Source organism: Desulfacinum infernum DSM 9756, from assembly GCF_900129305.1.
GTDB lineage: Bacteria > Desulfobacterota > Syntrophobacteria > Syntrophobacterales > DSM-9756 > Desulfacinum > Desulfacinum infernum.
This window is the reverse complement of sequence record NZ_FQVB01000014.1, coordinates 25187-38894: the sequence shown is the minus strand read 5'-3', so window position 1 is coordinate 38894 and position 13708 is coordinate 25187. Positions and strand designations below refer to the sequence as shown.

Here is a 13708-nt window from a genome sequence, read left to right as displayed (position 1 = left end):
TCCGGGGAACACCTGAGAAGGTCTGGTCCCCTCTTTCCGGGCCGTGGAGGCCCGGGTTTATTCCCATCCTCCCCGGTGTGTCCCGATGATCCTGCTTCCCCGGCCGTAGTCGAACCTGTCCGGATAGAGCGTGGCCGAGATTCCCCGCGACGGATCGTAGAGAGTGACCGTTCTCTCGGAGGAGGATCGTCCCTTTTCTTCGAAACGGAAGAGCGCCTGGCCGTTGGTGTACTCGACCCAGCGCACGCCTTGGGCGGTGGTTTCACGCTGGACATAGTGGTTGGGATCGCGGGCGTTCACCCAGCGCTCCGTTGCCCGGCCTTTCGGGGCGGTTCCGGAGGCGGAATCGCCCACAGGAAGGGTCTCCACCCGGGCGAAGCCTCTCCCTCCGGACTGCGGGTTATGCGCCCAGGTGGCGGGATCGGAGTCCACCACGGTATACGTCCCGGCCGGGAGCTCCACCATGGGCCTCGCGGTCCAATTGGCATTGGGAACACCGCCCTGCCCCGGGGCCCCTTGCGTCTTCCAGGGGCCAAACAGACGCCCCGAGGAGTCGCGCAGGGCGATGGTACCTGGGGTCGCCGTGCCCTTGCCGTGATTCCAATGGTAGGTGGAGATGGCGGCCAGCACACGGGGGCTCTTGAGAGAAAAAACCGTGGGTTGGGTGGGGCCGTTGTCCACGGAGGAGGTGTTGCCGACCTCAAAGGTGCGCTCCGGGGAACCGGTCCCTGCCGCCGCCGGACCGCCCTGGCCGTCCACACGCACGGAGGAAAGCACGGCGTCGATGACCTCCTGACGGCCGGCGGGGCCGCGAACCACTATCAAGAGCACCGCACGGCCGTCGGGCATGGGAGGAAAAAGGAAATTCACGGCCGAGCCGTCATCGGCGCGCAAGACGTCCACGCCGCCCAGGTGCACGGTTCTCAGCCCGGAAAATTCCGACTTCGCCCGGTCGTAACTGCCCACGACACCGCCGGACACCCCGTGTTTCGGGGTATCAAAACTTCCATCCCAGTGGATGTGGATTTTCCCCGATTCGGGATCAGGCTCCGTCGTGTACTGCCACGACGCCGGCACCGCGAAACGGACATTGCCAATGGCCACGGGCTTCCAGTCTTCGGGGACGGAAACGTCCGGCGCGCCAGCGGTTGTGGGAGCGGGCTGAGGCGGAGTCGTCTTTGCCTTCGGGGAGGTGGTCGGCGGGGAGGACCCATTACTATCCCCACCGGACTTGCCGGTATCCGAAGCGGCACCCAAACGCTCTCCGGTCCATGGATGAACGGGGGCCTCTTCGCAGTACCCCCAGGCCCCGCTGAACCGGTCACCGCTGAAGATCCACTTTATGCGCCCCCAATAAAAACGACCCTTTTTAGCGGTGGCGCATCGTTTATTGGCCGCATCCTCGATCCAGTATCCCTCCAAGACGTTACCGTTCATTTCTGCGACAATTTCGCCACGGTCCTGGGGATAGGAGCCGCTTATGGCTCGGCTGTCCTGGGTGAGCGTCAATTCCCCTTCCGAAGTGCGCCATTTGCCGGATACGCTGGCTGGCGGCGAAGCGGGGGCGGGTCGGATGGTCTGATTCTGTTGGGTCGCAACGCCCTTTGCTTTTGGCGAGGGAGCTTCGGCCGCTTTCTGCTTTTCACGGTCAGCCAGGAATTTTTCCAGACCGGCCACCCGATCTCTTATGGCCGGGTCATCCCAAAGGGCCAGTCCCTCCTTGTATTTCCGGATGGCCTCTTCATACTTTTGCACTCCTTGCAACTGTTGCGCCTCGGACCAAAGGGCCTTGGCCTTGGCTTGTTTCTGAACCGTTGTCTTCAGCCGGGCCACGTCCCGCTCCAGGGCGCTGTCTTTCTGAATTCGCAGACTTTCCTCGTACTGGAGGATCGCCTGCTCCAGATCGCCATCCTTTTCATAGCGCCGGCCAAGCGTTCTCTTATCCTCGGCTCGTTTGACCTCCCCCTGGTGATATGCCAGCTGACGGAGCAACCCATTTTTGGCCTGAGGCGGATGTTCCCACTCCTCCAGGGCCTTTTGCAGGATGGGGATGGCCAGCCGATGCTCATGGTCCGCGCTCAGGGCTTTCACCTTGTCCCACATTTCCTGCATGCGCTGTTCATATCGCTTCTGAAGGCTGGCCAACCGTTCCTTCAAGCGGAGAAACGCCGGATCCCTCACGGCCGGCGGCAAAGGACGTTTCGGGTCCTTGAGCATCCTGTATTCCAAGGTTTCGATTTCGCTCCTGGCCCGCAACATCTGATTTTTTTGCATCAGGGCCTCGATTTCCGGGAACGTCTTCTCCTTGGTTTCCCGCCACCTTGTCGCCCACTGCTCGTAGCGGGCCTTGAATTGTTCCAGATCAGCCTGTTGCTGGGCGCTGCGGGCGCCGATCTTGTTCAGGGCCAAGTCCAGGTTGTCCACGGCCCGATCCACGTCGCCCGTTTCCAAATTCCTGACGGCGTGATTCTGCAAATGGGATCCCACCAATGCCCGAACGGAATCCACGTCCTGGGGAAGGAGCAGATCCCGAATGGAGGCGAAGCGATCCGCAATATTCCGTGCGCCCTCTTCCTCTTTCATAACCCCATGGGTAACATCCTGCATGATGGCATCGAATTCAGGCTGAACGCTTCTGGCATTTTCCTCGGCTACCCGTTGCCGCCATAATTCGAAAACAGCCTGCGCCTGGTCGTAGCGCAACTTGGTCACCTTGTTGAAGCATTCGTATTGGGCTTGTTTGTCGGTGGGCAGAGGCGTCTTCCAGATGGACAAGGGGCCGTTGCATTGGCACGGACCGTGGCCGACATCGGATTCGAAGCCGGGGTTGAAAAAACCGCCCAGAGAACCACCACACCCGGAGCACAAACAATCGAGGAATGGTTTGGCGTCGGCGTCCGCCAATCCCATTTTTTTCATATTGGCCAAAGTCTGCTCGAAATTCTTCCGGTCCAAGATCATCTGCCGCATGACCTTGGCCAGCTCGTTCTGCATGGCCGCATACCCTTCCAACTCTTTTTCCTGGGTGAAATATTCCCAGATGGTGTCGGGGAGGTAGAGAAGACCGATAATGGCGTCCTTTCCCATATAGACGCCCGTCTTGAGCAGGGTGAGCGTCACGTGTTTGGTCATGGACGGAGACCTGCCCGCCTCGACCTCTTTCGTGAACCGGTCGATCTCCTCGCGTTGGGCCTGCTCGAAGGCCGGCCCGATCCCTGTGCCCTCCCAAAAAGCATGGTAGTAGCAGTTGCGGAAATAATCCCACAGGGTGTCCGTGGCCTTGACGTTGTCCAGCGTGATGGAAACGCCCTGATAGGCTATCAGAACCGCATTTCCGGCAGTCATGATGACTTTCATGCCCTTGCCGAGCGCAGGGCCGATATCCTTTTTCCAAATAGTGCCCGAAGATTTGATCTGCTGAATCCGCTTCAGAGCTCTGGCTTCCGCAACAGCACCTCTGGCAAGAGTTCCCTCCAGGCCTTTGACCCCCTTGGTCGCGTTCTCTATGCGCTCGATGGCCTGCCCGGCCCTGTTGGGAGGCAGATGGGCGATTTCTTTGCCTAATGCTTTCTGGAGCTTGGAGATCTTGGACGGGTCTTTTTGGGCGACCTCCACCAAGGTATCGATCATGTCGTCCGTGGAAGCCTGCAACGCGCTTTGGTGGAGATTATGAATCACCGAGGCGTCCTTGCCCGTGAAGGGATTGCGTCCGCTGAGCTCGATGATGTCGGCGGACTGGTCAAATCCGGTGATGTTTTTGGGGTTTTCCGGCAGGCCGTACTGCCGGCGGAGGTGATTGTTCGCGGCGTGGATGCGATTGTGGTATTTGGCGGCCTGATAGTCGAATTGCCGGGCCTGGGCCTCGAGATACTCCGCCTGACCGGGATTGGAGCTTCGAATGGACTTGGCCTGGGCCCGCAGGGCGTTGGCCTTCTTGATCTTCATCTCGGCCATGTCCTTCATGGTGGCGCTGAAGCTGGAAGCTTCGTCGATGCTCATGGGTTGGGATGTGCCGAGTTTGGCCTGGGCCGAGGCGGCGCGCGGGTCCTTGTAGGCCGTCCCGCCGTTTTGATTGACGTAATCAACGATCCTCTGAAATTCTTGCGGGTCGGTATATTCCGGGTGGGGCATGAAGTCCGTTTCCGTTTGAATTTTGCCGGCCGGAGGATCGAGCCCTTTGCTGCGGAAATGCTCCTGAACGATCTTTTGATAATCGGCGTCGATCTTCTTGATGTCCTCCAGGCGCACTTTCTTTCCGCCCTTGCCCAGCACGTTGACGTCGGTATCCGTACCCGGGTTGTATTTGCGGTTGCTGATGCTGGGATCGAAGCCGGCCTCCCTTACGGCCTTGGTCGCAAATTCCTCGTTGAGCCGAAAGAAATCCTCTTGGCACCGCCGGTAGGTGGACATGGAGATCTTGCCCTCCTGGGCCAGCAGGTTGACCTCCTTGTTGTGGACAAAGAGCATCATCTCCTGGGCGGGAGACGCCTTGCCCAAGGCAAAGGCCTCGGCCGCTTCCTTGAGGCCGGGAGTCCAGGCCAGAGCCTGTTCCGAAAGAAGGAGGGACAGAAGGACAAGGTGTATCAAACGTACCCAGGCGATTCTCATCATAATCCCCTCCTGCAGGGCGCTCTCGTGGCCAACGGAGCTTGTCCGACATGACTGATTTCCGACATTGAACGCCCATTCGTCATCCCCGCGAAGATTGTCCACGGCTTGAACGGCGAGCGGGGATCCACGATTTCCGTCAACTTGTGGACTCCCGCTTGTGCGGGAGTGACGGTTGGGGGAGTGCTCAGACAGCCCTCCTACGGATGTTTACGCACGAAGCCTTGCACCCGCTCCAGCAGCCGGGGAAGGCTGTCCATCTCGTCCTCAGCAACGGTGAGATCCGGGGTCAGTCCCGTTCCCGTGCAGGTATCCCCCCCGGGAAACAGCACTTCCTTGTTGGTGTAGCGCAGCACGGACCCGTCCGACAGTCGGGCGTCGGTCTGGGACACGCACTTGCCGAATGTGGGGCGGCCCACCAGCGCCGCCCGCTGAGTGCGCTGCAGGATGCCGGCGAAAACTTCCGCAGCGCTGGCCGTTTCCGGGCCCACCAGGAGGATGAGCGGCATGGTGAATTTGTCTCCCGGCGGAGCGTGCACCTCCATGGCGTAGCCGTCCCGGCCGCGAACAATGCCCAGCACGGCTCCAGCCGGAAGAAACATGCCGGCCAGATCAAAGGCTTCATACAAATCCCCGCCAAGGGCGTCCCGCAGGTCGATGATGAGGGGGGCCGCCTCGTGGGTGGAAGCCGTGCGGGTCAGGAAGTCCAAGGTGGCGCGCAGGGCCGGTCGGGTAACTCCCCCGACGAAGTCCCGAATGCGGACCAGGCGCTGCTCTCCGGGCGGGATGACCTCCACGTCCAGGGGGGCGAAGGACTCCCGGAGAACCGAAAAATGTTTCGTGCCCCCGCCCGGCAGGGACACCGTCAGCCGGACGGTGGATCCCTCCTCGCCCCTGAGGTGCAGGGCAATACTTTCGGCATCCAGACCGGCCACCGTCCGGCCGTCGATCTCCAGCAGGCGAACCCGGTCCGGGACCCCCGCCCGGTCCGCCCCGCCCCCTCGGTAAACGTGAAGGATGGGCACCGATCCCCGCAGGGACAGGCCGGCGCCGATTCCCACCCAGGCATGCCTTGCCGCCGTGAGAGCCCGGTACTCTGCCGCCGAAAAGATCCGGGCATAGGGATCGATGTCCCGCAGTTTCGTCGCCAGGTTTTCTTCCGACAAGGCGGCCAAGGCGGCCTCGCCCGGAGGGTTCAAAAGGTGGCGGCGCAGGATGTCCCGGATCGCTTCCAGCGGCGCCGCGTGGAGACACGACGCCGTCAGGAGCACGGCCAGGAAAAGGGCCGCGGTCGATACCCCTCTCACTGGGCCAGTTCCATCTGCATCTTCATGAGCAGGTCGTATTCCTTGCGAAGAGCGTCCCGTTGCGCCTCCAGCTGCTTTCTGCGCAAATCCACGTCGGAATCTCCCAGGCCGCTCCCTTCCAGGGCGTCCAGGGAAGATTCCTGGCGCTTCAGGCCGGCCTTGAGATCCGCCAGACGCTTCTGCATCTGGGCCACCCGCTTCTGATCCACGCCCTCCTGGGAAGACAACGCCCGGATTTTCTTGTCCAAGGCGGCGATGTCGGCCTGCATGGCATCCACCTTGGCCTTGTCTTGCTGCACTTTGACGTATGCTTGGGACTTCTGCGCCTCCAGTTGCCCCTTCTCGGCGTCCAGTTCCCGCTGGACGGCGCGAAGCTGCTCCAGCCTCGCCTCCCGCTCCTGGATCCGCTTCTGGTATCCACCTCCGCTCAGGCCCGCCACTCCGCCGAAGAAACCGCCCGTTCGAGGGTCGGGCTGTCCCGCGCATCCGACAAGCAGGCCGAACACCACCGTCATCGAGAGCAATGTGCGCATGTTCATACGGACAACCTCTGATCGATCTGAGCCAACTGCGAACTTCCTTCCCGGAGCTTGTCCAGGTTTTTCTGGAGGGCCGCCACTTCCTTTTCCAGGCGGACGAGGTACTGGTCATCGGCGGGGCGGCTCTTCTTTTCCTGCGCCAGGATGGCCGTCTGGACCTCCAGCTCCTTGGCCAGTGTTTTCTCCAGCTTCTTGGCGTCGTCGATCTTCTTCTGCAGGGCGTCGCTCCTGGCCTGAAGGGTCTTCTTGTCCACTTGCCCCTTGTCGTATTTCGCCCTCAGGGCCGCGGACTCCTTTTCCAAGGCCTTGATATCTTTCATAAGCTTGTTGTTGTAGGCGACGGCCGTCTTGTTGTATTCCTGGGTGCTGGCGATTTCGGCGTCCAGGAATTCCTCGGTGGTGGCGTACGCCTGTTTGCGCTTGGCCACTTCGTTGCCCACCAGGAAACCGGCCCCGGCGCCCAGAGCCGCCCCGATGGCGGCGCCCTTCCCGTCGCCGATGGCGTAGCCGAGAAGTCCTCCGACGAGGGCGCCCACGCCTGCGCCTTCCGCCTTGGTGCGTGTCTGGTCCGACGTGCCGGCGCAGCCCGTCAGCAGGGCCAGCACGAGCGCCACAGAACCGATTCTCCGAGCCACTCTCATGATCGTTCCTCCTTGCATCCAGCGAATGGTTTAGGAATCCACAAAGCCCTCGAAACGCTTACGAAACTCCTCGAGCCAGGCGTCCGGGTCGGCCCGGCGCCGCTCGGCGAACTCTTGAACGTGTTCCTTGACCAGCTGCATGACCAGCTGCTCCCGTTTGGTCATCTTCGCGGCTTGAAGTTGGGTGAAGGCGAAGTCGATGTGCTCGCGACGGTATTCGCCCAGTTTGCTCACCTTGTCGCGGTAGCCCTGGAGTTGGTCGCGCGCCGCCGTTTCCAGTTCCTTCATGGACTTCTCCACGGCCGCCACCTGCCCCTGGTACCGTGTGGACGTGGCCGCCAGCTCCTTGGCCGTCTCCAGAGTTCCGGCCAGACGTTCCAGGCGGGACAGGTAGACGGACAGGTTCACCCCGTTGCGGCCGGCGTCCTGGGCCAGGCTGCGGGCGCTTTCCCGCTGGGCCAGCTCCAGGCGCTCCCGGGCTTTGTTCAGGGAATCCTGCACTGCCGCAAGGGGTCGGCTCAGTTCCGGATTTTCCTTGATCAGACGCCGGATGACGGGGTCGGCGGCGTCAATCTGCACGGAGGCCTGGCTGACCAGGTTGTCCAGGGTGCGGCCCACGGGCATGGTCCGGCGCAGCTCCGCCTTGTAGGCTTCGTACTCCTTTTCGATCTGGTTGAGCTGGGCCGTACTGACCACCACGTTGGACCCAAGGGCCAGGCGCGCGCCGGTGTTATAGGACTTGCGCTCCTCCACCTTCTTGGCGTCCGGATCCCACCCGTAGACATCCAGTTCGGCCCGGAGGGAGCTGCGCAGTTCGGCCGGGGGTGTGGAAACGCTGCCTCCGCGCGCGGGCACCCCGCCGGGCTTGCCCTGCCAGATTTCGGGACGAAAGAGGCCGGCTGTCATCTCCTGGGCATTGCCGAAGAGATCGTGGAACCCGTGAAGGTCCGGCCGTCGCAGTCCGATGGGGCGCAGCTGGTGCTTGGCGTTTCCCAGGTGCCAGGCGAACTCCGCCGCCTGGGCCGCAGGGAACGGCAGTCTGTCGTCGAAGGTTCCCGCCTGGATGGCCTCCAACCCGCCCCGGGCGCAATACTCCCACTCGTCTTCCGTGGGCAGGCGCACAAAGCCCGGCACGCCGTCCACCTTGGGCAGGGATTCCGCGCGTTCGGGGTGGGCCGGGTCAAAAAGCCACTGGTTGTAGCGGCGAATGAATTCAAGAACATCGCCGTGGCTCACATAGGTGAGAGGCTTCATGAGGGCCTCGCGCAGGCTTCTCCCCTGCAGGGTCGGGAGGCTCTTCACCTCGGGATCGCTGCTGGCCTTCAACAGGGCGTCCATGCCCATGACAGCGGCGAACTGGCCCCGGGTCAGTTCGTACTTGCCCAGGATGATCTCCCAGGCCCCGTCCCCGCCGGACGGGAACGAACCGCTGATCTGGGTGCGCTGCAGCCCCTCGAAGATTCCGCCCGACGCGTCGCCGATCTGGATGATGCGCTTCTGATCCCCCCAAAAGCCCGTACCGGGAACCTGGACGCGCCGGAAGACCATCTCGGCGCCCTCCGGCATGGGCAGAATGATGTCCCCCTCGGCCGGCTTGGGGTTGTACGGGCTCTGGGGCGGCACGCCGGCCAGTACCGGGGTCGCCGAGGCAAGGATCATGGCCAGGAGAAGGCATGCGGCGGCTTTCGGCCGCTTCCACAAACCGTCACTGTTCACGAATAACCTCCGCAGGGTCGATGCCCGTGGCCCTCCAGGCGGCCGCCAACGAGGCCAGGCCGGCCAGGGCGATGGTGGAAAGGCAAACCAGGGGAACATGAGAGCCCGGGAGGATGCAGAAGGCCTCGCCGGGGGCCAGGTCCATGGCGAAACTGTGGTCGATGACTTCCGCCAGGGCGGCATAGCCGACGAAGCCGGCGGCGAGTCCGAGGGCGGCCAGGATGAGTCCCTGCACCACGGGGAAGAAAAAGACATGTCCGCGGGCGAAGCCCAGGAGCCGGAGCACGCCCAGGTCCCGGCGCAGTCGATCCACGGCCGCGTACAGGCTGGACACCAGCACGCCGGTGCCCCCGCACACCCCCAGGACGGCGATGAGCCAGAACAGATGGGAAAGGCCCCGGTCCAGGATCCGGATGCGCTCGATGGCCTCCACCTGGGCCGCCACCTCCACGCCCTGGTCCTTGAGGCGGCGATACAGCCCGGGCACGTCGTCGATGGTCTTGGCATAGAGTCGAAAGCCCCGGTATCCGCCGCGGGCCATCTGGAACGTCTGCGACGCGGGGTCGAAGGTCACGGCGCGCTGGGTGGCGGTGCGTAGCACGCCCATGAGTTCCACGGGCAGCACGGGGCGGTCCAGCGCGGTCGTTCCGGCGACCCGGACGGGAAAGGAGACTTCCGCCGTGCCCGGAGCGAGCACCTGGAGGGTTTCACCCACCGCGGGACTCTCGGCGGCGGGCCAGAGACAGGGCGGTACGCCTCCTTCCCTGGAAAGGCCCGAAAGGCCGGGCCAGGGTGTTGCGGTCCAGCCCAGGAGCGCGGCTTGGGCTTCGTCCAGGGACAGGCCCACGGGGGAGAACCGGCGTTCGCCGACACTCACGACGATGTCCCGGGCGTAGGGCAGCAGGACCCGCCTGTATCCTCGAAGCTTTTGCTCCACGGCCCGGAGGCTCGATGGGGTCACCGGGGAGGCGGGTGCCAGGAGCTCGTAGCAGGCGAACCCGTCCGGCGGGACCCGCCCCAAAAGCTTGCGCACTCGCTCCCTGCCGATCTCCACCATCCGGCCGAAGCCGGTGTTGATGACCAGGCCCGACCTCACGATGGGCGGCAGCGGCTCCGGCAGGAGGAGCAGCGCGCCGTCGAAGCTCGGATAAGGACGCGGGGTCTCGCCCGGCCAGCCGCGGGCCGGGGCGGCGTAGCCCTCCTTGTAGGCTTCCACGTCCAGCACAAAGGCAAGAGGGGCATAGACCCGCGGGAGGGAGCCTGCACGTGCGTCCAATACGGCCGCAACCCGCAGCCGGTCGGTCACGGTTTCACCCCGGCCGCCCCGGGTTCTGGTGATCCGAACCTCCAGGTCGTCTCCGGGACCCGCGCCGGCCAGTCGGGCGGCCTCCGCCGTCAGGACCACCTGGCCGTCTTCAGGCACGATGCCTCCGTTTTCCAGGATGAGCGGGTCGCCGGCGGCCGTGGGAATGAGGTCGAAGAGCGCGGTCTTGCGGTCCGGTGGCAGAACCACGGTGACGACCGAGGAGAGGGGAAGGATGGTGGGGGTCAGAAATCCCACGCCCGGCCATGCGGCCACGTCCTCAAACCATTGGGGGCTGAAGACGCGGGTCTGGGTGGGCCGGATTTCGCGGAAGACGGGATCCTGGACGAGGCGCTCGCGTAGGGTCCGGATGGTGCCGTGTTTCAGGCCCAGCAAGACCAGGAGCGGAGCGATGACCGCCGCCAGGGCGACCACCAGGCACAGGGTCAGAATCCACTCATGCCGGAGGTGAGCGGCGGCCAGCAGGGGAACCTGACGCAGGGGACTGTCCGGGCGGCTCACGGGGCGCCTCCCGCTACAGGCCGGCAGACCGACCGGGTGGCGACGGCCGAGACGACTTCGAGTTCGAAGGAGTAAACCGCATCCGCCCGATCCATGACCAGATCCGTGTCGTGGGTCACCACGACCACGGCCGCGCCTTCTTCCCGGGCCAGTCGGTGCAAGTCGCCCATGATGGTCCGGGCCCTGGCCTTGTCCACGGCGGCCGTCGGTTCGTCGGCCAGGACCAGGCGCGGTCCGTGGGCCAGAGCGCGCAGGATGGCCGCCCGCTGGCGCTGCCCGATGGACAGGGAGGATGGCATGCGGTCCAGGCAGGACTCCAGCCCCATGTCCCGCGCCAGGGCTTCGAGGCGCCGGCGTGACGGCCGGCCGCCGTTGATGGCTCCGGGCAGTTCGATGTTTCGGCGCACGGACAAGAAAGGCAGGAGCCCGCCGGTCTGAAGGACGTAGCCGAAGTACTCCCGGCGCAGGGCCGCCAGGGACGATTCGTCGCCGCGGCTCCACAGGGCCGCGGCATCCCACGGCGGAGCCGGTGGGCGGGGCGCGATCTCGAATCGATCCACCCGCGTGGGGGCCATGACCAGAGCCAGAAGATCCAGCAGCGTGCTCTTGCCGCAGCCGCTCTCTCCCACGACGGCCACCATGCTTCCCGGGGCGACGCGAAAGTCCGGCACGTGCAGCTCGAAGACGCTTTCGTTCTGGCTGCGCGTCTTGACCAGTCCTTCAAGACGGACCATGGGCGCGTTCATGTGGGGCATGGCCGACTCTAGGGCAGATAGTCCAGGTGCAGGGGGTAGACCATGTCCTGATCCGGGTCCGTGTCGTTGAGGCGGAACCAGGCGTCCACCTGTTCGTTGATGGTTCGGTACTGGTCGAGCTTGGCCAGGATGCTCCATTCCAGCTGAGAACGCTGCTCGGCCGTCATGCTGGCGAACATGTCCTCCGTCAGGGCCAGGATGTCGCTCTTATACGGCAGGCTCTGAATGAAAGCCGGCAGGAGGCCGGTGTCGGCCAGGCGCACGGCGCCTCCCAGGTCTTCGGGGCGTTTCATGGCCTGACCGGCTACGCTCTGGAGCGCATCGAAGAACTGGCCCTGGGTGACTTCGGCGCGCATGAGGGCCTGAACCACCTGGTCCAGGGTCTGGGCCAGGGTGGAAAGCTGCTCGCGGGTGACCAGGACGCGCACCTCCAGGGCCTTGTTGGCCGGGTTCACGAGATCGCGGTCCAAGGTCCAGGCCACGATGTCCTTGGGCGGAGCGGCCTCCTTGCCCACGTACTCGATGAGGGCCGCTTCCCAGAGCTTGTCGAACTCCGCCAGGGGCGCCGCCTGCGCAGCGGTTCCGTTCCCCATGGTCTGGTTCAGCAGAGCGGTGATGCGACCCGTGAGGTGCTCCACCAGGGCGCGGTACTCGCCTTCTTCGAAGGCGTTGACCTCCTTGATGGCCGAGCTGGATTCACTGCCGCGCACCCTCGCCAGATGGCCGAATTGGGCCTGGGCGAGAGGGTGATCCTCCTTGGCGCGAGGGTCTTGAAGGTGGATGGCGAAAAGATGGACCTGGGCGTCATCGTACTCCCGGCGCAGATCCGTCTCGTCCTTTCCGGTGGTGTTCTGGGGATGGCCCTTGGGATGGGAACTGGCGTCGCCGATGAGGATCACGAAGCGAAGAGCTCCCTGGCGCCACTTGGAATGCAGGGCCAGGTCCACGCCGGCGAAGACCTCCTCGGCGTAATCGACGCTGCCCACGGCGGTGGCGCCTGCCTCACGCTCCAGAAGCCCCACCAGATCCTGAGCGCTCACCAGTTCCGGGGTGAGACTGCGGGCCACGTACTCCAGCTGGGGGGCGACCTCCAGGGAGTCCCGGAAGACCACCAGGCCGAACCGAAACCGGTCGGCCGTCTCGGCGCTGAACTGACGGCTCATCTGCGCCACGGCGTCCCGGGTCATGTCGATGAAGGGCTGCATGCTGCGGCTGGTGTCGATGACGAAGACGATATCGGCCTTGACGTCCTGGAGCACCGCTCCGCCCTGGCCGCGCCCCACCTGGGCCTGCTCCAGATAATCCGGGTTTCGGACGGTGTCGGCGCCGCGGGCGCCGGGCACGGCCGCGGCCACCTGGAGCAGCCGGACATCGTCCCCGTTGATCTGGGTCTGGCTCCACTGCAGGATGGGCAGCACATAGAAACGCTTGGTGATATCCACAAAGCGCTTGGGTTCCATGCTGACGACCTGGTCGGGGATCTTTCCGGACGCTATGGCCTCATAGAGGGCCTTGGCCCGGCCTGCCATGTCCATGTCGTCCACGATGGATTCAAGGTCGGCGCGATGGCGGAACATGAGCACGGGACTGCGCCCTTCCAGTTCGTTTCCGGGATGGGTGTAGGAAACCAGGAGTGCCTGGCGCCATTCCAGGACGTCCTTGGCCTGCATCCAGCCTTCCGGCGCCGTGCGCGTGCGGCCGACCTGGTACCAGCCCTTGGGATCGTCGGGTCGGGAAAGATCGATCTCCCGCCGGTTGAAGACATAAAGGGGTTTGAAGGCCGGGACATTGGCCTGGACCACGTTGGCCGGGTCCGCCAAGGCCTCGCGATGGATAGCGGAGAAGGGGCGGGGAAGGACGCGCAACGGCAGTTGCGTGGCCGCCTCAAGGCAGGGACTTCCGGGCGGGCAGACGATCCCGTCGTCCGTTGGCTTACCCGCGGGATGCCCGGTCGTGCCTTCCAGGGCCGAGAGGTCGTTGGCCGGGGTGGGTCCCTGCGTTCCCTCCAAGGCGGAAGCTCCCGCCGGCGGCCCGTGCCCCTGAGTTCCCTCGAGATCCGACGACTGGGCGAAAACCGGGCCGCACGGGACCGTCAGGGCCAGGACCATCGCCATCCAGAAAACTCTGCGCACAAAAGCCGGGTAAGTGGACATGTCTCCTCCTGGAACGGGGTGGGGTGAATGGTCGGGGTGATGGGGGTGGCTTGTATTCTTTGCGGTGTGCGGGCTCGTGCATGCGGTCCACCCTGAGTCTTCCTGCGTTCAGACCAGGGCGAGACGGCCCCTGAGCCCATCCGGCGAGGTGTGATGAGGGATCC

At 64.3% G+C, this 13708-nt stretch carries 8 protein-coding genes; all 8 read right to left on the bottom strand.

Going from position 1 to position 13708, the window contains the following annotated elements; translation table 11 throughout:
* Positions 1-57: 57 nt before the first annotated feature.
* The 8 genes from BUB04_RS08315 to BUB04_RS08280 all read right to left on the bottom strand — a co-directional run bounded on the left by BUB04_RS08315 (position 58) and on the right by BUB04_RS08280 (position 13544).
* Positions 58-4611, bottom strand: a complete 4554-nt coding sequence (locus tag BUB04_RS08315; protein WP_073038537.1) for a hypothetical protein — start codon at positions 4609-4611, stop codon at positions 58-60.
* 197 nt (positions 4612-4808) lie between these two features.
* A complete protein-coding gene (locus BUB04_RS08310) occupies positions 4809-5915 on the bottom strand; it encodes a S41 family peptidase (RefSeq protein ID WP_073038536.1) in 1107 nt (368 codons plus the stop codon).
* Positions 5912-6448, bottom strand: coding sequence for a hypothetical protein (locus BUB04_RS08305; protein WP_073038584.1), 537 nt, complete (start codon positions 6446-6448; stop codon positions 5912-5914). Before BUB04_RS08305 ends, BUB04_RS08310 begins: the two co-directional genes overlap by 4 nt.
* 2 nt (positions 6449-6450) lie before the next feature.
* Positions 6451-7095, bottom strand: a complete 645-nt coding sequence (locus BUB04_RS08300; RefSeq protein WP_073038535.1) for a YMGG-like glycine zipper-containing protein — start codon at positions 7093-7095, stop codon at positions 6451-6453.
* A 30-nt stretch (positions 7096-7125) separates the two neighbouring features.
* Positions 7126-8811 (bottom strand): SUMF1/EgtB/PvdO family nonheme iron enzyme, encoded by a 1686-nt coding sequence (locus BUB04_RS08295; protein WP_073038534.1) that lies wholly within the window; start codon positions 8809-8811, stop codon positions 7126-7128.
* Entirely contained in the window at positions 8801-10636 is a 1836-nt protein-coding gene (locus BUB04_RS08290) for an FtsX-like permease family protein (RefSeq protein ID WP_073038533.1), read from the bottom strand. The genes BUB04_RS08295 and BUB04_RS08290 overlap by 11 nt, the downstream gene beginning before the upstream one ends.
* A complete protein-coding gene (locus BUB04_RS08285; RefSeq protein ID WP_143156416.1) occupies positions 10633-11370 on the bottom strand; it encodes an ABC transporter ATP-binding protein in 738 nt (245 codons plus the stop codon). Before BUB04_RS08285 ends, BUB04_RS08290 begins: the two co-directional genes overlap by 4 nt.
* 29 nt (positions 11371-11399) lie before the next feature.
* The gene (locus BUB04_RS08280; protein ID WP_073038531.1) at positions 11400-13544 is read right to left on the bottom strand and encodes a vWA domain-containing protein; all 2145 of its coding nucleotides are present in this window, start codon (positions 13542-13544) and stop codon (positions 11400-11402) included.
* Between the last annotated feature and the right edge of the window lie 164 nt (positions 13545-13708).